General features: G+C 45.3%; 23 protein-coding genes and 1 pseudogene. 14 read left to right on the top strand and 10 right to left on the bottom strand.

Features of this window, described 5'->3' with window-relative positions; genetic code table 11:
* Window positions 1-7: 7 nt before the first annotated feature.
* The 3 genes from MKR94_RS08610 to MKR94_RS08600 are packed head-to-tail and all read right to left on the bottom strand — an operon-like array spanning window position 8 to window position 2,985.
* Window positions 8-1,051, bottom strand: coding sequence for a glycosyltransferase (locus tag MKR94_RS08610; protein ID WP_241646551.1), 1,044 nt, complete (start codon window positions 1,049-1,051; stop codon window positions 8-10).
* Between the two features lie 16 nt (window positions 1,052-1,067).
* The gene (rfaP, locus tag MKR94_RS08605; RefSeq protein ID WP_241646550.1) at window positions 1,068-1,865 is read right to left on the bottom strand and encodes a lipopolysaccharide core heptose(I) kinase RfaP; all 798 of its coding nucleotides are present in this window, start codon (window positions 1,863-1,865) and stop codon (window positions 1,068-1,070) included.
* Window positions 1,840-2,985 (bottom strand): glycosyltransferase family 4 protein, encoded by a 1,146-nt coding sequence (locus tag MKR94_RS08600; protein ID WP_241646549.1) that lies wholly within the window; start codon window positions 2,983-2,985, stop codon window positions 1,840-1,842. The genes rfaP and MKR94_RS08600 overlap by 26 nt, the downstream gene beginning before the upstream one ends.
* A gap of 352 nt (window positions 2,986-3,337) precedes the next feature.
* Here MKR94_RS08600 and waaA point away from each other — a divergent pair, with 352 nt between their 5' ends.
* Together waaA and coaD are read left to right on the top strand one after the other, a co-directional pair.
* Window positions 3,338-4,615: a lipid IV(A) 3-deoxy-D-manno-octulosonic acid transferase gene (waaA, locus tag MKR94_RS08595; protein WP_241646548.1), complete on the top strand. Its 1,278-nt coding sequence runs from the start codon at window positions 3,338-3,340 to the stop codon at window positions 4,613-4,615.
* An 8-nt stretch (window positions 4,616-4,623) separates the two neighbouring features.
* Complete coding sequence (coaD, locus tag MKR94_RS08590; protein WP_241646547.1) at window positions 4,624-5,109, top strand: pantetheine-phosphate adenylyltransferase; 486 nt, start codon at window positions 4,624-4,626, stop codon at window positions 5,107-5,109.
* Here coaD and mutM read toward each other — a convergent pair.
* The 4 genes from mutM to radC all read right to left on the bottom strand — a co-directional run bounded on the left by mutM (window position 5,106) and on the right by radC (window position 7,310).
* Window positions 5,106-5,915 carry a bifunctional DNA-formamidopyrimidine glycosylase/DNA-(apurinic or apyrimidinic site) lyase gene (mutM, locus tag MKR94_RS08585; RefSeq protein ID WP_241646546.1) on the bottom strand — a complete coding sequence of 270 codons (810 nt, stop codon included), beginning with the start codon at window positions 5,913-5,915 and terminating at the stop codon, window positions 5,106-5,108. The two genes, coaD and mutM, sit on opposite strands and share 4 nt — an antisense overlap.
* Window positions 5,916-5,979: 64 nt before the next feature.
* The gene (gene rpmG, locus MKR94_RS08580) at window positions 5,980-6,147 is read right to left on the bottom strand and encodes a 50S ribosomal protein L33 (RefSeq protein ID WP_048913020.1); all 168 of its coding nucleotides are present in this window, start codon (window positions 6,145-6,147) and stop codon (window positions 5,980-5,982) included.
* Window positions 6,148-6,158: 11 nt separating this feature from the next.
* Complete coding sequence (gene rpmB, locus MKR94_RS08575; protein ID WP_048913021.1) at window positions 6,159-6,395, bottom strand: 50S ribosomal protein L28; 237 nt, start codon at window positions 6,393-6,395, stop codon at window positions 6,159-6,161.
* A gap of 261 nt (window positions 6,396-6,656) precedes the next feature.
* Window positions 6,657-7,310: a RadC family protein gene (gene radC, locus MKR94_RS08570; protein WP_241646545.1), complete on the bottom strand. Its 654-nt coding sequence runs from the start codon at window positions 7,308-7,310 to the stop codon at window positions 6,657-6,659.
* A gap of 236 nt (window positions 7,311-7,546) precedes the next feature.
* Here radC and coaBC point away from each other — a divergent pair, with 236 nt between their 5' ends.
* From coaBC to slmA, 3 genes are all read left to right on the top strand, one after another.
* Window positions 7,547-8,764: a bifunctional phosphopantothenoylcysteine decarboxylase/phosphopantothenate--cysteine ligase CoaBC gene (gene coaBC / locus MKR94_RS08565; protein WP_241646544.1), complete on the top strand. Its 1,218-nt coding sequence runs from the start codon at window positions 7,547-7,549 to the stop codon at window positions 8,762-8,764.
* Complete coding sequence (gene dut / locus MKR94_RS08560) at window positions 8,745-9,200, top strand: dUTP diphosphatase (RefSeq protein ID WP_241646543.1); 456 nt, start codon at window positions 8,745-8,747, stop codon at window positions 9,198-9,200. Before coaBC ends, dut begins: the two co-directional genes overlap by 20 nt.
* A gap of 81 nt (window positions 9,201-9,281) precedes the next feature.
* A complete protein-coding gene (gene slmA, locus MKR94_RS08555; RefSeq protein ID WP_241646542.1) occupies window positions 9,282-9,878 on the top strand; it encodes a nucleoid occlusion factor SlmA in 597 nt (198 codons plus the stop codon).
* Window positions 9,879-9,916: 38 nt separating this feature from the next.
* On the opposite strand, the gene pyrE is transcribed toward slmA, so the two are convergent.
* Together pyrE and rph are read right to left on the bottom strand one after the other, a co-directional pair.
* Complete coding sequence (pyrE, locus tag MKR94_RS08550; protein ID WP_048913026.1) at window positions 9,917-10,558, bottom strand: orotate phosphoribosyltransferase; 642 nt, start codon at window positions 10,556-10,558, stop codon at window positions 9,917-9,919.
* 47 nt (window positions 10,559-10,605) lie between these two features.
* The gene (gene rph / locus MKR94_RS08545; protein ID WP_099823133.1) at window positions 10,606-11,322 is read right to left on the bottom strand and encodes a ribonuclease PH; all 717 of its coding nucleotides are present in this window, start codon (window positions 11,320-11,322) and stop codon (window positions 10,606-10,608) included.
* Between the two features lie 149 nt (window positions 11,323-11,471).
* On the opposite strand from rph, the gene MKR94_RS08540 reads away from it, so the two are divergent.
* Complete coding sequence (locus MKR94_RS08540; protein ID WP_241646541.1) at window positions 11,472-12,656, top strand: NupC/NupG family nucleoside CNT transporter; 1,185 nt, start codon at window positions 11,472-11,474, stop codon at window positions 12,654-12,656.
* Window positions 12,657-12,688: 32 nt separating this feature from the next.
* Here MKR94_RS08540 and MKR94_RS08535 read toward each other — a convergent pair whose 3' ends face one another.
* Complete coding sequence (locus MKR94_RS08535; protein ID WP_241646540.1) at window positions 12,689-13,105, bottom strand: DUF3574 domain-containing protein; 417 nt, start codon at window positions 13,103-13,105, stop codon at window positions 12,689-12,691.
* A 138-nt stretch (window positions 13,106-13,243) separates the two neighbouring features.
* Between MKR94_RS08535 and MKR94_RS08530 the strand changes: the two genes are divergently transcribed.
* From MKR94_RS08530 to MKR94_RS08510, 8 genes and pseudogenes are all read left to right on the top strand, one after another.
* Entirely contained in the window at window positions 13,244-14,107 is an 864-nt protein-coding gene (locus MKR94_RS08530) for a YicC/YloC family endoribonuclease (protein ID WP_241612110.1), read from the top strand.
* A 318-nt stretch (window positions 14,108-14,425) separates the two neighbouring features.
* On the top strand, window positions 14,426-14,806 hold the full coding sequence (locus MKR94_RS17445) for an Arm DNA-binding domain-containing protein (RefSeq protein ID WP_479681378.1): 381 nt from the start codon (window positions 14,426-14,428) through the stop codon (window positions 14,804-14,806).
* Window positions 14,803-15,531: a tyrosine-type recombinase/integrase gene (locus MKR94_RS17440; RefSeq protein ID WP_479681377.1), complete on the top strand. Its 729-nt coding sequence runs from the start codon at window positions 14,803-14,805 to the stop codon at window positions 15,529-15,531. The genes MKR94_RS17445 and MKR94_RS17440 overlap by 4 nt, the downstream gene beginning before the upstream one ends.
* Window positions 15,532-15,621: 90 nt before the next feature.
* Window positions 15,622-15,942: a DUF3289 family protein gene (locus tag MKR94_RS17045; protein ID WP_338328017.1), complete on the top strand. Its 321-nt coding sequence runs from the start codon at window positions 15,622-15,624 to the stop codon at window positions 15,940-15,942.
* Window positions 15,932-16,066: a DUF3289 family protein gene (locus MKR94_RS16975; RefSeq protein ID WP_277755630.1), complete on the top strand. Its 135-nt coding sequence runs from the start codon at window positions 15,932-15,934 to the stop codon at window positions 16,064-16,066. The genes MKR94_RS17045 and MKR94_RS16975 overlap by 11 nt, the downstream gene beginning before the upstream one ends.
* Window positions 16,032-16,511 carry a YPO3983 family protein gene (locus MKR94_RS08520; RefSeq protein WP_241646539.1) on the top strand — a complete coding sequence of 160 codons (480 nt, stop codon included), beginning with the start codon at window positions 16,032-16,034 and terminating at the stop codon, window positions 16,509-16,511. The genes MKR94_RS16975 and MKR94_RS08520 overlap by 35 nt, the downstream gene beginning before the upstream one ends.
* A complete protein-coding gene (locus tag MKR94_RS08515) occupies window positions 16,504-16,950 on the top strand; it encodes a DUF943 family protein (protein ID WP_241646538.1) in 447 nt (148 codons plus the stop codon). Before MKR94_RS08520 ends, MKR94_RS08515 begins: the two co-directional genes overlap by 8 nt.
* A gap of 213 nt (window positions 16,951-17,163) precedes the next feature.
* A pseudogene (locus tag MKR94_RS08510) lies at window positions 17,164-17,809 on the top strand (tyrosine-type recombinase/integrase); the annotation flags it as partial.
* Between the last annotated feature and the right edge of the window lie 139 nt (window positions 17,810-17,948).

Here is a 17,948-nt window from a genome sequence, read left to right as displayed (position 1 = left end):
TATCTATTTATCGCCGAGAAAGTAGTTTACGAAGTAAATACCTAAAAAAATATCCATATCCTTTAAGTGTTTGTTTCTGATGAATCAGATGTTTATAACAATACCGATATTGATACGTTGACCGAGGTAACTGTAACGGCTCCCCTTTCCATGGAGAATGCGCTTTCGCCAGTTGGAACGCTTTGGCACTTGGGTACTGCGCCCAAAGATGCCAAGGTTTGGTCGGCCCAATAAAATGCATAAAAATGCTGGAAGAAGTGAATTTTTTACGCTTCGCTTCATTAAGCTCATAATTAAGACTATATTGAGTATTATATGCGCTATTCAAAAATATTTTTTTGTCTACTAGCGCTAAATTCAAGAGATCTTGATCATAAAATGAAAGTTTGGACTGCTGTTGTGGGTCGGCCGCTAATCGTAAAATATGCTCATAAATGGCTTCAGACCGCCAAGCTTCGAGATTGAGTAGCATCACCCCAGAATTAAAATAGCCTTGGGCGAGCGCTTTGCACCCTAACACTTCTGCTTGATGTGCCCACCAGATAGCATCGCGTTCGGGGACCGCCGCGACGACGTGATTATCAAGGTCCACATCGAGCAACGCGCTAATATCGCCTTGACAGACTACATCCGCATCCAGATAGAGCATGGTCGCAGCAGTCTGAGCCACTATCTCAGCCATAATAAAACGGTAGTAAATCGCCGATGACCACAGTCTATTGGTGGGGAGTTGGGCGAAGTAGTCGTTATCCAGAGTATAAAGTGTCACCTTCAAAGCATATTGTTCAGCGAGTTCGACCATTTTTTGCTGATCGATACGCGGAATATCGTTACTGAATAGATGAAAGTGGAAACGAATTGATGGGTTATTACTGGCGACGGAAACCATTGAGATCTCACTGCCTAATAAAAAGTCACCGTCTGCCCCCCATCCCACATGAAGCTGGACGTCATCATCCTTTACTGCACAAGGGTCAAGGGTAATCTGTTGTTGGATTGCCTTTTCGCATGCCAGTAACGACATAATCGACAACGTTTTTTCAGCGGTCATAGCGCCTCTCATTCCTTTATAGATTCTTTCTTAGCGTACGCTGTTTGATTTTTTCCGCTTTCTTCTGTGCCTGCCGTATCAAGCGAGCTTCTTGACGGAAAACCTCTCGTGCAGAACAAGAAAAATACTCTGTCAAAAAGTAGCAGTAATCTCGTAAAGAAAGTCCCAAAGGAAAGCTTGAGTAGTAAAGCGCGATAAGGTCTTTATCCCGCCAACGTACGGGCATTTTTTTCCATATTTGCGCGCGGTGCAGATCAATGACCGACAGTTTCGGATCGTTTTGTTCGGTATCGTAAGGTAACGCCAAAAGAAAATGGCAGATATAACAATCTCGATGATTAAGACCCGAGCGATGCATCGCGGCAACAGTGCGCGCTAACTGTTTAATTAGCACCCTTTTTACAGAATAGGGAGGCGGTTGAGTTGCCCAATTCGCACAATAGTCTTCAAGGCTGATCGCCGGATTTAAATCTTTTGTGATGATAAACGATTCGCGTTCTAATGGGTTCCAATGACGCTGACCATACCCATAGCACGTCATCGTAGGGACGTTGACGCTGTGAAGATGCTGAATAGCCAACCACTCATTTTTCGCGCCTAGCACAGGTAAACGTAGCGTAATCAGATTTTTGAGTACCTCTTTTAGCGCCGTCCCCCGGTGATATTTTACGAAGTAGCTTTCTCCAGCAAAGTCAAAACGTAGAGTTTTTCTCGCTTCTACTTGCCGAAATATCTCACCTTGCAGCGCCAAGATCTCTGCGTAAGGGTCACTGTGCGCCCACGCCTGCTTAAAAGGCTGTTCGAGTTGCAGCATCTTTTACTCTCTTTTCAATAATATCTGCCGCCTGTTCTGGCAAACGATAAACATCATGGTGTTCACAGTACGCCAACCCTGCCTGTGACCATAATGCTAACTGATGTGGATCTTGTAAGGCGTCAGAGAGAACTTGATTGAATGCCTCTTGATCAAAAGGTTCGCTGATCACTCTGCCATTTCCGGCTGCAGAGAGGTAGGGGGCATTACCGCAAACTTCCGTACAGATAACAGGCAGCCCTGAGGCTAAAGCTTCAATCAGGACGATACCCGCGGCTTCCTGATGAGCAGGGTGAAGGAGGAGATCAGCAGCGGCCATCAATTGGGGAATATCGTCTCTTCCTTGATGGAAATGGACGTGAGCCGCTATACCTAGTTTTTCTGCATAATGCCGACAACTGGCCGCATTATCTGCACCGACCACCCAAAACGTTACTTTGTCCTTGATCGATGACGGTAACGCGGCAATCGCGGCGATACTCCGTTTCACACCCTTACGCCGGAAATCAGACCCGACTTGCAGTAGGAAAAAATCGTCGCCGGTCAGGCCAAGTCGCTGGCGAGTTTCCCGTCGATATTTATCCCGTTGCTGCGAGGAGTATAGCTGCGGATCAATGCCCGGTGACAGCAAATGGAAACGTTCATTAGATGTCTGATAAAACTGAATAAAGTCAGTTTTTTGCTGAGGCGTTAGCACTAATATTTCTGTATGCGAATCCGTAGAAAAAACGGCGTTTTCCGCCTGACAGTAACTACGATAGCGTGGGGTAAGTTTATACAAGAACCCTTTTTCTTTCGCCGTTTTCGCTGCATAACAAACATCTGCGGCGAAATAAATATCTAAGCCCGCCATTTTATTGAAACCGACTAAGAGATCATCAGGGTGCGACCGCCGATAATCCGCAATCCAACGACTAAAAAAGTGATTTCGAGCATGGTTAGAAGATCCTTGTTTCGGTACCAAAACTACCTCAAATTCTGGACACTTTTCTCCTTGCCATTCAAAAGTGTAGACAACGACTTGATGACCACGTTTCTGGCAAGCTAACGCAATACGCTTAAAATCTCGTTGCTGCCCACCGTAAGGGAAGTATTTATGTAAGCAAAAGGCTATTTTCACGTCAACGTCCTCACTAAGGGGCCTTGATAATAGGCGATTTCATTCGTTGAAGCGCTGCTTCTTATCATTAATTAAGATGCTAGGGGCCGATAAGGTGCAGGTCACCGCAATGTTCGATTATCCCATGGGTCGCGAAACGAACGATAATGGATAAGCAGCCCAGTCAATATTACCAAGTTTACACTAATTAAGACGATGAGTGGGCGCTATTCGAGCGATGGCACGGCTCAAGTACGGCGGTGAGTGAGTCACGTAAACAGATAAGTCTGAAGGTGTAGGGATAATGTGAGAACCCTTTTTTTCTGGTAATATCGACGGCTTAATTTCATCTTTCAGGCCAACCGATAACACAATGCTGACTGCCGTTTATACCCTTTTACTTTATCTCGTCCAACCGTTGATTTGGATTAGACTTTGGCACCGTGGTAAAAAACTGCCGGGATACCGCCTACGCTGGAAAGAACGTTATGGTTATTGCAAAGGTAAAGTGGTGCCTGGAGGTATTGTCCTGCATTCCGTGTCGGTCGGTGAGACACTCGCCGCAATCCCCTTAGTCAGGGCCCTGCAATATCAGTATCCCACTATCCCTATTACTGTAACGACGATGACGCCAACCGGCTCAGAGCGAGCACAGTCGGCTTTTGGTAAAAATGTTTCGCATGTTTATCTGCCTTATGATCTGCCCACAGCGATTAATCGCTTTTTAGATACCGCCGCGCCGCGTTTAGTCATCATTATGGAAACCGAGCTTTGGCCAAATATTATCCATACCTTACATCGTCGCCAAATACCCTTAATCATTGCTAATGCGCGTTTATCCGAACGCTCGGCTACACGCTATCAAAAGCTAGGAAGTGAACTCGCCAAGCTTTTGCAAAAAATTAGCTGTATTGCGGCACAAAATAGTGAGGATGGTAAGCGATTTATTGCCTTAGGGGCTAAATCCGAGCAAGTCACCGTGACGGGCAGTTTAAAATTCGATATTTCCGTTACGCCTGAACTGGCCGCCAAGGCAGTCGCTCTACGCAGACAATGGGCCGCCCATCGCCCAGTATGGATCGCGGCGAGTACCCATGAAGGGGAAGAACGTATTATTTTGGAGACGCATCGCCAGCTACTCTCTCAATTCCCTACTCTATTACTGATTTTAGTGCCTCGTCATCCAGAGCGTTTTCAATCGGTAAAAGAACTTGCAGAAAAATTGGCTTTTGAACCGCTAATGCGCAGTGACAATCAGACGCCTAATGCAGCAACGCAGGTATTGATTGGCGATACCATGGGCGAACTGATGTTACTTTATGGAATTGCTGATGTGGCCTTTGTCGGAGGCAGCTTAGTGGAGCGTGGCGGACATAATCCTTTAGAACCTTCAGCCCATGCCATTCCGGTGATCATGGGTCCGCATATCTGGAACTTTAAGGATATTTGCGGGCGACTTGAACAAGCTCAAGGGTTAATCACTGTCGCCGATCACACGGCATTATTCCAAGAGATGACACAACTTCTCGCAGACAGTGATTTACGTAAATATTATGGTTTGCATGCGGTAGATGTCTTGCATCAAAATCAAGGCGCTCTTCAACAATTACTGCATATCGTCGAACCCTATCTTAACGCGCAATCTCATTAGGAGTGAATATGTCGGTTGTTGCCATTTATCCAGGAACGTTTGACCCACTCACTCTCGGCCATTTAGATATCATTCAGCGCAGTGCAGGACTGTTTGAACGGCTGATAGTTGCCATTGCCTTAAATCCAAGTAAAAAACCGTTATTCAGCCTTGAAGAACGCGTCGCACTCGCGAAACAGGCAACGGCTAACCTACCCAATGTCGCAGTAATTGGATTTAATAGCCTGTTAGCCCAGCTCGCAGCACAACACCGTGCCACCGTCTTAATTCGCGGTGTACGTTCAGTGTCCGATTTCGATTACGAGCGTCAATTAGCCCAGGCTAACCAACAGCTTAACCCACAGCTCGAAACGATTTTCATGACGCCGAACGAGCAGTACGCCTTCCTCTCTTCCACTATCGTTAAAGAAGTGGCGCGCCACCAAGGGAATATCGAAAACTTTGTTAGCGCAGAGATCCAACACGCGGTACTGGCTAAATTTAACGCGAGTTAGTGCTGACAGCTCGGACACCAATAGGTACTACGTTGGGCATGTCGGCCAGAGATAATCGGGGTACCACAGTGTAGACACGGCTCGCCCGCACGCCCATAAACATTAAGCTGTTGGGCAAAATAACCCGGTTTACCATCACTCTGTAAAAAATCACGCAGGGTGGTTCCACCTTGTTCGATCGAACGTTGTAATACCGCCTTAATCGACGCGACTAACCTTTCACTTTCGAGATGAGTTAAGCCATTTGCTGGGCGGTCAGGATGAATACCGGCTTGGAAAAGCGATTCACTAGCATAGATGTTACCGACCCCGACGACCAATTTGTTATCCATTAACCAAGGCTTAATCGCGGTTTTTTTGGTGGCCGATTTTTGTATTAACCACTCTGCATTAAAGGCTTCGCTAAGCGGTTCTGGTCCAAGATGGTGTAGAACCCGGCTCTGGCTGAGGTCAGTTTCCCATAGCCATGCGCCGAAACGGCGAGGGTCGGTATAACGTAAGGTTTTGCCATTACTGAAAACTAAATCAATATGGTCATGTTTTTCAGGGGGAGTCTCTTCACTTAGAATACGCAAACGGCCTGACATGCCGAGATGGATGATGATCCACCCATGCTTCAGTTCAAGCAGCAGGTATTTGGCCCGTCGCGCTATGCTTAAGACCGTCTCATCACTAAGCTGATAAATCTCTTCAGACACTGGCCAACGAAGCTGCGGATGCCTTACGACAGCATGTAACAAGGTCTCACCCACGATATGCGGTGCTATACCCCGTTTAGTGGTTTCGACTTCAGGTAATTCAGGCATAAGTACTCCCCGTTAAAAACAAAAAACCCGACCATAGGGCCGGGTTTTTATAAGAATACTAAAATTATTTGATTTTAGCTTCTTTATATAGCACGTGCTCACGAACAACTGGATCAAACTTCTTAAGTTCCAGTTTTTCTGGCTTAGTGCGCTTGTTCTTCGTAGTGGTATAGAAGTGACCTGTACCAGCAGAGGAAACTAGCTTGATCTTCTCACGAATACCTTTAGCCATGATTCAGTTCCTTAGTACTTCTCACCGCGGGTACGCATGTCTGCTAACACAGCATCAATACCCTTCTTATCGATTACACGCATACCTTTAGCAGATACACGCAAAGTAACAAAACGCTTCTCACTCTCAACCCAGAAACGGTGTGAGTGTAAGTTCGGAAGAAAACGGCGTTTCGTCGCGTTCATTGCGTGGGAACGGTTGTTACCCGTTACCGGACGCTTGCCAGTTACTTGGCAGACTCGTGACATGTCATATCTCCAAAAATCAAAATCAGCTCGAGCTTTTCACTTAGGTTTTGGCCGCCTCGTCAGGCTTTTAACCTATCCAGGCGAGTTCAATGTGAACCCGCTGAGCAGGCCTAAACGCCAAACCCGAGATTCTCAAAGGTGGCGTAGTATACGCCCTGTCGGCCTAGTGCTCAAGACCCGAACAGATAAAGATCTCTTAGGATCGATGAAAAAGTACACTTTTTCGGTTAATTGTCTTTTTTTTAACCTTTTTTTTCAAGGTTATAGCCATCCATGCTGCGCAAATGAAAAAAATTCACCTCGTCCAATAATAAAGTGATCGAGCACCGAGATATTGAATAGTTGACAGGCTTTTTGAATTTGCTGAGTAATTTTTTTATCGGCCTCACTCGGTTTCGCTACGCCCGAAGGGTGATTATGCGCCAAGATAATTGCCGCGGCATTATAGCGTAGTGCCTCCTTTACCACTTCTCTCGGATGTACCTCAACGCTATTAATGGTTCCTTGAAACATCGTCTGCGCCTCAAGGACACGGTGGCGATTATCCAGAAAAATCACTTGAAACACTTCTCGTTCTAGATGGGCAAGCTGACTCACTAAGTAGTAATAAGCCTCGCTCGGGTCTGAAATACTCTCTTGGCAGAGAAGTTTTTCTTGGAAAAACCGTTTACCGAGTTCTGCGATAGCGTATATCTGACTTAATTTCGACTGCCCTATTCCTTTTATGGTGGCATATTGGTCTGGGCTAGCACTCATCACAGCTTGTAAGCTACCAAAATGTGATAAAAGGTAATGTGCAAACTCCAGCACAGGCATTCCTGAGCCACCTGTACGCAAGAATATTGCCAATAACTCGCTATTGGTTAACGTTGCTGCGCCGCTTGATAAAAGTTTTTCCCTCGGTTTTTCAATCATGACTCGTCCTCCGCTCACCTAACATTGCTAATTTAGGTAATTACTGTTCATAATCACAGTGGTAGAATCATGATTTTAGAGCGGTCTCTCAGCGTTTGATAACCACTCTGTTCATTAAAAACAAATTGATTATAATCAAACAGATAGACTGTAATATAGGGATAGGTTTGCTTTATGGTATGATACAAACCCTTTCTTTTCTGACCGTTTGACCTAATACGATGGGACAACACCCTATGAGTAACCTGACGAATAAACGTATCCTTCTTGGTGTAAGTGGAGGGATAGCCGCCTACAAAGCACCGGACTTAGTACGTCGGTTACGTGAACAAGGTGCTGAGGTACGGGTGATGATGACCCAGGCGGCCGAAGCCTTTATTACCGCATTAAGCCTACAAGCAGTCAGTGGTTATCCGGTCTCGACTGATTTACTCGACCCTCATGCTGAAGCCGCAATGGGGCATATCGAGCTGGCTAAATGGGCCGATTTAGTCATTATCGCTCCGGCTTCCGCGGATCTTATTGCGCGGATTGCCCAAGGGATGGCGAACGATATTGTGACCACCACATGCCTGGCCACTGCAGCACCCATCGCTATTGTCCCTGCCATGAACCAGCAAATGTATCGCTCAACACTGACCTCCCATAATTTGGCCAAACTTCACGAGCATCATTTTATGGTATGGGGGCCTGATCATGGTCATCAAGCCTGTGGCGATGTTGGCCCAGGTCGTATGTTAGATCCCTTGGTTATCGTTGAGCATGCAATAGCTTGGCAGCAATCGCAACAAGACCTTGCCCATCTTAATATTATGATTACGGCTGGCCCGACCCGAGAGGCTTTGGACCCTGTCCGCTATATCAGTAACAAAAGCTCAGGGAAAATGGGATTTGCTATCGCCCGAGCTGCCGCGGCACGTGGCGCAAAAGTGACGCTTATCAGTGGGCCTGTTGAATTAGCGACCCCTCCGGGTGCCGTGCGTCGAGACGTTGTCTCTGCTAAAGAGATGCACAGTGCTGTAATGTCAGAGATAACCGAACAACATATTTTTATTGGCTGTGCGGCAGTCGCCGACTACCGTGCGGTCAATATTGCAGCAGAAAAAATAAAAAAGACCACTGATACGGATGAAATTACACTGCAACTCGTTAAAAACCCTGACATTGTTGCAGGAGTTGCTGCACTCCCCACCCCCAAACCTTACGTGGTTGGATTTGCGGCAGAAACCCAGAATGTGGAAGAATACGCCCGACAAAAAAGAGAACGTAAAAACCTTGACTTGATTTGTGCCAATAATGTCTCGGGGACAACTCAAGGTTTCGATAGTGATAATAACGCCCTTCACCTTTTCTGGCAGGAGGGAGAGAAACAGTTACCCCTGTGTAACAAGCAACTCCTTGGCCAGCAATTATTAGACGAGATAGTCAACCTCTATGAAAAAGATCGACATTAAGATTCTTGACCCACGTGTAGGTAAAGAATTTCCTTTACCTACCTACGCGACCCCTGGCTCAGCTGGCCTCGATCTACGAGCCTGTACTGATGGATCGATAACCCTTGATGCTGGTAGTACCACACTCATCCCCACCGGTCTGGCGATACATGTTGCGGACCCACAGTTAGCGGCCGTTATTCTGCCTCGCTCTGGTTTAGGACATAAACACGGTATCGTTTTAGGGAACCTTGTCGGCTTGATCGATTCTGATTATCAAGGCCAACTGATGGTGTCTGTATGGAACCGTAGTGAGCAGCCTTTCGTGATCGAGGCCGGTGATCGCATTGCACAATTAGTCTTTGTGCCCGTGGTTCAAGCTGAATTTTCTCTTGTTGAAGAATTCACACAAACTGAACGTGGTGAAGGCGGATTCGGGCACTCTGGTCGTCAGTAATATAGCCCCTTTAGATAACTTATTTCTGAGATGATCCCAGCGTTGGGGTTATTCATTAGGATTTTTAGGATGGTTAAAGGCATGGCAGAGAAAAAAAACGCTCGGGGTAACCGGCGTGAAGAGATCTTACAAGCATTGGCTCATATGTTAGAGTCAGGTGATGGCAGTCAACGCATCACCACCGCGAAATTAGCCGCGAATGTAGGGGTATCAGAAGCTGCACTTTATCGACACTTTCCTAGTAAAACTAAGATGTTCGATAGTCTCATCGAGTTTATTGAAGATAGCCTTATTACCCGAATCAATTCAATTCTCAATGATGAAAAAGACACCTTGCTACGCCTCAAACTGATCGTTCAGCTTATTCTGGGATTCGGGGAAAAAAATCCTGGCCTGACACGTATCATGACTGGTCATGCATTAATGTTCGAACAAGATCGTCTGCAAGGTAGAATCAATCAGCTTTTCGAACGTATTGAAGTCCAATTACGCCAAGTGATGAAAGAGAAGAAAATGCGCGATGGCGAAGGTTTTCAGTGTGATGAAACGCTACTCGCCAGCCAAGTGATTGCTTTCTGTGAAGGGCTACTTTCTCGTTATGTGCGCTCAGAATTTCGCTTTAAACCCACTGCGAATTTCGATCAGCGTTGGCCTTTATTGGCTACGCAGCTCCAGTAGCGCAACAAGGATAGCGGGGAATCGCCCCGCTATCACTATTAAATACCGTACTGCTCGCGATACGCTTTCACCGCGTCCAAGGCTTCCGCCATAGAAGGTTGCTCTTCAAGATAGCTAATCAGATCTTTCAGCGTAATGATCGAAATGACTCGGCACTGGTAATCACGCTCCACTTCTTGAATCGCCGAAATCGCTTCACGCCCACGTTCTTGACGATCTAATGAGATTAAAACACCCGCCAACGTAGCATGGTGTGCCGTGATGATCTCCATCGACTCCCGAATCGCCGTCCCTGCTGTGATCACATCATCGACTAACATCACTCGGCCTTCGAGCGGGCTACCTACCAGTAACCCCCCTTCGCCATGGTCTTTCGCTTCCTTACGATTGAAGCAATAAGGCAAGTCACGCTGGTGATGGTCAGCCAATGCCACTGCGGTGGTGGTGGCAATCGGTATCCCTTTATAGGCCGGCCCGAACAGTAAATCGAAATCAATACCTGAATCGACTAACGCCTGTGCGTAGAAACGTCCAAGCTGCGCTAAATCACGCCCAGTATTAAAAAGACCGGCGTTAAAAAAGTACGGGCTTTTACGTCCGGATTTTAAAGTAAACTCGCCGAACTTCAGTACTTGCTTACTGATAGCAAACTCGATGAATTCACGTTGCCACGCTTTCATTATCTTTTCCCCATAAAAAAGCGACCTCTTGGGTCGCTTGATTGATATTATTGAGCCAGTGCGGCTTTCTGTGCAGCCACTAACTCGTTAATGCCTTCTTTGGCTAACGCCAATAATGCAAGCAGCTCTTCATGGCTAAAGGGCTCACCTTCTGCCGTCCCTTGCACTTCGATCATCCGGCCGTCTTCAAGCATAACGACGTTCATATCGGTATCGGCTGCAGAATCCTCGACATACTCGAGATCGCAGCGGGCTTCACCCTCGACGACGCCAACAGAAATGGCCGCAACCATCCCTTTCATTGGGTTTTTGGCCAGTTTACCTTTAGCCACTAGAGCATTCAAAGCATCTGCTAGGGCCACGCAAGCACCGGTAATCGAAGCAGTACGCGTGCCGCCATCTGCTTGGATAACGTCACAATCGAGAGTAATGGTATATTCGCCTAGCGCCTTTAAGTCCACAGCGGCACGAAGAGAGCGTGCAATAAGACGTTGAATTTCTAGCGTACGCCCACCTTGTTTACCTTTGGCCGCTTCACGCGGCATGCGGCTATGCGTCGAGCGCGGTAACATTCCGTACTCTGCAGTCACCCACCCTTGGCCTTGTCCTTTTAAGAAGCGAGGGACGCCTTCTTCGACAGTGGCGTTGCAGAGAACTTTCGTTTCTCCGAACTCGACGAGTACCGACCCTTCGGCATGTTTAGTGTAATGACGCGTGAGCGTGACTGGACGGACTTGCTGTGCACTACGGCCTGCTGGACGCATAAATTCTCTCCGACTACGGTGGATAACGCTGCACAGTATACGGATTTCACCATTCAGTGTCTTGTTAGTGGGAAGAATTGCCGAGATTACAGATGAAAAAATTTACTCACTATGGCTAAATATTACTCTTTCGCCAATGAAACCGAGCTATGTTGACCTTACTACATTTTATCCTCGCCCTTGCCGTGATTGGATTACTGGCGTTTCTCGTCAGCCATGATCGTCAACAGATTCGAATACGCTTCCTATTACAACTGCTGATCATTGAGGGCGCGATTGGCTGGTTTTGCTTACATTCGTCAGCGGGATTAGCGTTAGTCGGTGGCGTGAGTGGATTTTTTGAAGCCTTACTCGGCTTTGCCGCCCAAGGTACGGATTTTGTTTTTGGCGGTCTTCATCAACAAGGGCTGGCATTTGTTTTTCTCGGCGTGTTGTGCCCGATTATCTTTATTTCAGCATTGATTGGTATTTTACAGCATTGGAAGATTTTACCGCTGTTAATACGGATTATCGGTACCTTACTGTCTAAAGTGAATGGGATGGGAAAACTTGAATCCTTTAATGCTGTGAGTACCTTAATTTTGGGGCAGTCTGAGAACTTTATCGCCTATAAAGGTATCCTTGCCGATATCCCAGCGAAACGTCTTTACACCATGGCGGCGACCGCCATGTCGACGGTATCACTCTCGATTGTTGGCGCCTATATGTCGATGATTGATGCGCGCTATGTCGTTACCGCATTACTCCTGAATATGTTTAGTACCTTCATCATCTTGTCGATCATTAATCCGACGCGCCACCAAGACGATGCACCGATTTCGCTGGAAAAGCTTCATGAAAAACAGAGCTTTTTCGAAATGTTAGGGGAATATATTCTGGCTGGTTTCAAAGTCGCGATGATCATTCTTGCGATGCTTATTGGCTTTATCGCCTTGATGAGTGCAATCAACGCCTTATTCTCCGTGCTATTCGGTTACAGTTTCCAACAGCTGCTTGGCTACCTGTTTTCTCCTCTTGCTTGGTTAGTCGGTATCCCTAAGCAGGATGCATTAAGAGCAGGAAGTATTATGGCGACCAAACTGGTCTCGAATGAATTTGTGGCAATGATTGATCTACAGAAGATAGCTGGAGAATTTACGACCAAGGGTCTCGGGGTTCTGTCGATCTTCTTAGTCTCGTTTGCCAACTTTGCGTCAATCGGTATCGTTGCAGGAGCCGTGAAAGGGCTTAATGAAAAGCAGGGAAATATCGTGTCGCGTTATGGCTGGAAGCTGGTGTATGGCTCGACATTAGTGAGCCTTCTGTCAGCCGCCTTCGCAAGCCTGTTCCTTTAATCTAAAGCGGGCGCACTGGTTGCGCCCAACCTCTAGAAGGCAACACATACAGGTTGGTCGATGCGCATGACCGACTCCTGATCAAAAAGTTGCTGATAGCGGGTTCGAATAAGGTCGATCGCGTGTGACTTCTCCTTGCTTGCGGCATAAATCAGTAATAATCCACGACTACTTTCGCTGACACGCACGCCGTCATTTCCTAGCCACTGCCCTCTCGCCTCCACTATTGATAATCCCTGTGGAAAGGCGGGAGTGATCACTTGGTCAACAAAGTGTTGCCACTGTTGCGTCGAAATGGACTGTCCATCTGGTCGGCTCAGTCCAAACCAGAGCTGAGTTTGTTGCATGGCGCTTCCCACCTGACAAGATGTACTATCCGGCTGCCGCGACTGGCAGCCTGCGAGGAGTAATCCACTGGTCAATAATAATGAATAGACTGAGATTTTCATCTTTGTTCCTTCTCTGATACGCGAGCACCTATCCTAAGGGGTAATGAGCCGTATAGCCATCGACTTACAGACTGCGCTGTTTTCACAGCGCCTAGGCGGCTATACTCACCGTTAAATTGACCAAAATGAGTAATCACTATGATCCGCAGTATGACCGCTTTTGCACGCCACGATATGAAAGGAGAATGGGGCAACGCCAGCTGGGAGCTACGCTCAGTTAACCAACGTTACCTTGAAACCTATATTCGCCTTCCTGAGCAATTTCGTAGTTTGGAGCCGGTTATCCGCGATCGTATTCGCCAGCGTTTAACCCGAGGTAAGGTCGAATGCCAGCTTCGTTTTGAACCGAACCCCGGCGCGCAAGGCGAATTATCCTTAAACCAGACATTAGCGCAGCAAGTGATCAACGCCGCAAACTGGGTAAAATGTCAAACCGATGAAGGCTCGATTAATCCTGTCGATATCCTCCGTTGGCCAGGTGTGATGAGCGCAGGCGAGCAAGATTTAGACGCCATTAATCAACAGCTTATGGCAGGACTTGACCAAGCATTGAATGCATTTGTTGAGGCAAGAGAAACGGAAGGTGCCGCACTAAAGCAACTGATCGAACAGCGGCTAGCGGCAGTCAGTCACGAAGTCGCTACCGTCAGAACAGAGATGCCTGCTGTGCTCGTTTGGCAGCGTGAGCGCCTAGTCAGTAAACTGGACGATGCCGCGATTCAGGTCGATACGCAACGGCTGGAGCAAGAGTTAATCATGTTGGCACAGCGTATCGATGTTGCCGAGGAGCTGGACCGTCTCGACGCACACATCAAGGAAACCTACAATATTCTGAAGAAAAAGGAAGCCGTCGGCCGCCGTTTGGATTTTATGATGCAAGAATTCAACCGTGAGTCGAATACGCTTGCGTCCAAATCGATTAATGCCACCATTACCACTTCGGCGATTGAGTTAAAAGTGTTGATCGAACAGATGCGTGAGCAGATTCAAAATATCGAGTAAATTCTTTCAACGTCCATATAAATCCACAAGCCCATGTTAAATGGGCTTTTTTATTTAAAAGATAGTCTATTAAAGACCACTAAAATCCATTAAAAACCACCACCAGGTGGGGAGTAAAACGGGGAGCATTTCTGCTTTACTAGCCCGTTCTGGCAGTTTATAACAATGTCCCCCCACATTGATTTTCATCAGATTAGGTATATGGCATCACTCACAGTCAGAACGGTTCAGGCTCTCATCAAAGCAGGAGAACCAGGGAAGTTTGGTGATGGGTGAGGCCTGTATCTGAAAGTCCCACCTAAAGGTGAGCCGTATTGGATGCTTCGATACACAATCGACTCTAAGAGACGAGAAATCACCTTAGGTAAGGTATCTCATCTATCTCTGTCCGAGGTTCGTAGCCTTGCTGAGGATACTCGAAGAAAAGTTGCCACCGGGGATGATCCTATTGCTGAGAAAAAACTCAATCGCCCTAAGCAACTGACCACAGTAGATGGACTGTTTGAAGACTGGCACAAAGACCTCGTTAAACGATTAAAACATCCTCACATACCTGAACGGGTTTACCGGAAAGATATTGCCCCTACTATAGGTAGACTTGCTTTGGTAAAAGTTAACCCCCTCGATGTTCGGTCGATCCTGCAAAAAATTACAGAAGCGGAAGGCCAACCATCTCAAATGATGCTCTGCTTTACATGAAACAACTTTTTGATCACGGCATTAAACTTGGTCTGGTTCAAAGCAGCCCAGCGACTGCTTTCAAAGTGAATGATGCCGGAGGAGTTGAAAAAAGCAGAGAAAGAGCATTGAGTCTGGATGAGATTACTCATGTTTTTAAAGTGTTCAGGGAACACTCTGACAGCTTCTCTCGTGATAACTACCTTGCATGTGCCTTGCTACTACTTCTTGCTGTTCGCAAAAGTGAACTAACGGAAGCACCTTGGTCAGAATTCAATTTAGACGAGAAAAAATGGTGCCTGCCAAAAGAAAGAAGTAAGTCTGGTGTTGGCATAGTCATCCCACTTCCCCCGCTCGCTATCAAGATTCTGGAAGAGCTAAAGGTCAGAGCATGGGATTCGCCTTATGTCTTCCCAAACCGCCGCATGAGCAAATCTCAGCACATGGGTAAAGACACTCTAAACAGAGCAATTGCCAAGTTGTTTAGAGCTGAAACAGGCAAGAAGAAGCAACCACCTAATGTTATGGGACACATTGATTACTTCACTGTCCATGACCTGAGAAGAACTAGTAGAAGCCTACTTGCCTCACTGTCCGTTACTCCGCATGTGGCAGAACGGTGTCTGAACCATAAACTCAAAGGTGTTGAAGGGATCTATGACAGGTATGATTATTTTGATGAAAGAAAAGAAGCCTTACAAAGAGTTGCAGAGAAAATAATTTTTATTATTGAGAGTCAGGTTTAATCAACTTTGCTTGTTAGCGATTGCCTACCTTAGCAGGCACATCGACATAAACCGCATTCGAAGGAACATCCTGTATGACTTTTTAAAAAGATGTTAAGAAAAGTCCTAATTGCAGTGCAAAAGTATAGTTGTATAGTGGGTGTACATTTGACTGTAAGGGATTTATTTCGAATGAACGCAATCGATAGTAGACTGATAATCTTCTCAACCCAAAAAAAATTCAATGACAGACATGCCGATGATATGCAAAGTGGCGACATTGATGTTGATACACTAATAAAGCATTACCATCTTGGGCAAGTTTCAACTTTCATTGACTGGAAAACTTTTGGTCCTTCCTATAAACACCCCTATCTGAATTCAATACCGCCAGCAAGCAAGCAAAGAAAAAGCCATTGCAATGCTATATGATGAGTTAAGATCGCAGTCGTATGTATTTTCTTTCCAAGGGCCATACCAAGGTTTGATCAAAGATCTTTTCAATCATATGCAACGAAATAATGGAAGAGATTATCAAAAATCCAGCAATGAATAATGCATACAGAAACTTAATCCTGGCTGATAATTCCCCGAACAGCACCAGAGCAATAATTAAAAGAGCTATAGAACAGTTTGATTTTAGCAAATCAAAACTAACAAAAGAAAATTTCACAAATGATCTATATAAAAGTCATTTATCCAAATATACCAGATGGAAAGATTGGGTTAATGGTATGGGTATTACCGTTCATGACGTGAACAGTACAGAGATTTCAATTGAGAGTCTCGTACTTGAAGGAAATAAATATACTGCGGTTATCAAATACAGAGCACAGGACCATTTTGGATTAGACAGAGAAGATATACTGAAACCTAAATTTAATTCGATTTCCTTTTTCAGGATATGGTTTGTACTTCAGCGTGCAAAGCATTTGGCTCAAAAACCATTCTTCACTAATTTTGAAGCCACAATAACACTGACAGGAAAAGCCAATGTTTAAATATAAAAGGACTGTAGCATCTGTAATTTTTTTAATCATTGCATACTGCATATGGATTGCGGTCAGACCAGCGAAGATAATCAGAGTCGATAAAGGTGCTGTTTTTGTAAAACATTTACCAATGACGACAGAAGGAAAACTAAAGTGGTGGATGAATAACAAAGAATTATTACAGCAAAAATATCACATCATCAATAAGCAGTATAACTTTACAGTTACCATCATGAATTTTAATGGTTATGAAGAACTACCTAAAGGGGTAAGGGACGGGTCTATCGATGACTATACCTGCTTCGATGATACCGATCAAAAGCATGAAAAATGCGTGTATAACAATATAGCAATAATTATTAGAGGCAACCTTGATGGAAAACAATTTATAAATATTGATGGCAAAACATATATCCAAAAACAAGATGGAAAAGTTGAGTTAAAATGAAGATTATTTTCTATCAATTTATTTATAAAAAAATTAGGCATTAATACGAAGGCCGGACTCAAACATCGCAACTATTATTATGATCTTAAGACATTAAAAATTACCACAGTGGGTATGATACCATCATTGATACCATCACGCGCACCTATCCACTATAATCCACCAGGTTCAAACCAAGTATCAAGGTCAATGTTCATCAAGTATGCACTTTTGCAACTCTTCGACCATGCAATCAAGCTTAGATTATTGTTAAACAATCCAGCCTCTGCGTTTAAGGTCAATGATGCAGGTGGAATCGAAAAAAACAGAGAAAGAGCATTGAGTCTGGAAGAAATTGGTCAGGTATTTAGAGTTTTCAGGGAACACTCTGACAGCTTCTCTTGTGATAACTACCTTGCCTGTGCCCTACTACTACTCCTTTCTGTTCGCAGAAGTGAGCTAACCGAGTCTCCTTGGGAAGAATTCGATTTGGATGAGAAAAAGTGGTCTTTAGAAAAAAGAAAGGAGTAAGTCAGGAGTGGGCATTGTGATTCCGCTACCACCACTGGCAATTGAAATGTTAAAAGAGCTAAAGGTCAGAGCTTTTGGTTCTGATTATATCTTCCCTAACCGCAGGGTGAGTAAGTCGAGGCATATGGGAAAAGATTTCCTCAACAGGACGATAGCCAAGCTATTCGGGGTAGAACCAGGTAAGAAGAAGCAACCACCTAATGTAATGGAAAATATTGAATATTCCACAGTCCATGACTTACTAAGGACTTGCAGAAGTTTACTTGCATCGCTGTCTGTTCCCCCACATGTCGCAGAAAGATGTCTGAACCACAAGCTGAAAGGTGTAGAAGCTATTTATGACAGGTATTATTAAAAGTATCCATACCCGATATTAAGAAACCACCTTTAAATACCTATGGCGTAAGCCCTGCCTGAAAAAATGTAAAGAATTACGTTAAATATAGGCTTTGTTAAGATATAAACTTTACAAATCTGAGAATTAATCT

Origin of the sequence: Rosenbergiella metrosideri, from assembly GCF_022602565.1 — a bacterium.
GTDB lineage: Bacteria > Pseudomonadota > Gammaproteobacteria > Enterobacterales > Enterobacteriaceae > Rosenbergiella > Rosenbergiella metrosideri.
The sequence above is the reverse complement of the archived record's forward strand: the minus strand, read 5'-3'. Positions and strand labels throughout refer to the sequence as shown.

Excerpts from the sequence above, each read along its gene's own strand:
- MKR94_RS08610 (WP_241646551.1), bottom strand. The coding sequence starts at position 1,051 with ATGACCGCTGAAAAAACGTTGTCGATTATGTCGTTACTGGCATGCGAA.
- rfaP (WP_241646550.1), bottom strand. The coding sequence starts at position 1,865 with ATGCTGCAACTCGAACAGCCTTTTAAGCAGGCGTGGGCGCACAGTGAC.
- waaA (WP_241646548.1), top strand. The coding sequence starts at position 3,338 with ATGCTGACTGCCGTTTATACCCTTTTACTTTATCTCGTCCAACCGTTG.
- coaD (WP_241646547.1), top strand. The coding sequence starts at position 4,624 with ATGTCGGTTGTTGCCATTTATCCAGGAACGTTTGACCCACTCACTCTC.
- mutM (WP_241646546.1), bottom strand. The coding sequence starts at position 5,915 with ATGCCTGAATTACCTGAAGTCGAAACCACTAAACGGGGTATAGCACCG.
- rpmG (WP_048913020.1), bottom strand. The coding sequence starts at position 6,147 with ATGGCTAAAGGTATTCGTGAGAAGATCAAGCTAGTTTCCTCTGCTGGT.
- rpmB (WP_048913021.1), bottom strand. The coding sequence starts at position 6,395 with ATGTCACGAGTCTGCCAAGTAACTGGCAAGCGTCCGGTAACGGGTAAC.
- radC (WP_241646545.1), bottom strand. The coding sequence starts at position 7,310 with ATGATTGAAAAACCGAGGGAAAAACTTTTATCAAGCGGCGCAGCAACG.
- coaBC (WP_241646544.1), top strand. The coding sequence starts at position 7,547 with ATGAGTAACCTGACGAATAAACGTATCCTTCTTGGTGTAAGTGGAGGG.
- dut (WP_241646543.1), top strand. The coding sequence starts at position 8,745 with ATGAAAAAGATCGACATTAAGATTCTTGACCCACGTGTAGGTAAAGAA.
- slmA (WP_241646542.1), top strand. The coding sequence starts at position 9,282 with ATGGCAGAGAAAAAAAACGCTCGGGGTAACCGGCGTGAAGAGATCTTA.
- pyrE (WP_048913026.1), bottom strand. The coding sequence starts at position 10,558 with ATGAAAGCGTGGCAACGTGAATTCATCGAGTTTGCTATCAGTAAGCAA.
- rph (WP_099823133.1), bottom strand. The coding sequence starts at position 11,322 with ATGCGTCCAGCAGGCCGTAGTGCACAGCAAGTCCGTCCAGTCACGCTC.
- MKR94_RS08540 (WP_241646541.1), top strand. The coding sequence starts at position 11,472 with ATGTTGACCTTACTACATTTTATCCTCGCCCTTGCCGTGATTGGATTA.
- MKR94_RS08535 (WP_241646540.1), bottom strand. The coding sequence starts at position 13,105 with ATGAAAATCTCAGTCTATTCATTATTATTGACCAGTGGATTACTCCTC.
- MKR94_RS08530 (WP_241612110.1), top strand. The coding sequence starts at position 13,244 with ATGATCCGCAGTATGACCGCTTTTGCACGCCACGATATGAAAGGAGAA.
- MKR94_RS17445 (WP_479681378.1), top strand. The coding sequence starts at position 14,426 with ATGCTTCGATACACAATCGACTCTAAGAGACGAGAAATCACCTTAGGT.
- MKR94_RS17440 (WP_479681377.1), top strand. The coding sequence starts at position 14,803 with ATGAAACAACTTTTTGATCACGGCATTAAACTTGGTCTGGTTCAAAGC.
- MKR94_RS17045 (WP_338328017.1), top strand. The coding sequence starts at position 15,622 with ATGTTAAGAAAAGTCCTAATTGCAGTGCAAAAGTATAGTTGTATAGTG.
- MKR94_RS16975 (WP_277755630.1), top strand. The coding sequence starts at position 15,932 with ATGCTATATGATGAGTTAAGATCGCAGTCGTATGTATTTTCTTTCCAA.
- MKR94_RS08520 (WP_241646539.1), top strand. The coding sequence starts at position 16,032 with ATGGAAGAGATTATCAAAAATCCAGCAATGAATAATGCATACAGAAAC.
- MKR94_RS08515 (WP_241646538.1), top strand. The coding sequence starts at position 16,504 with ATGTTTAAATATAAAAGGACTGTAGCATCTGTAATTTTTTTAATCATT.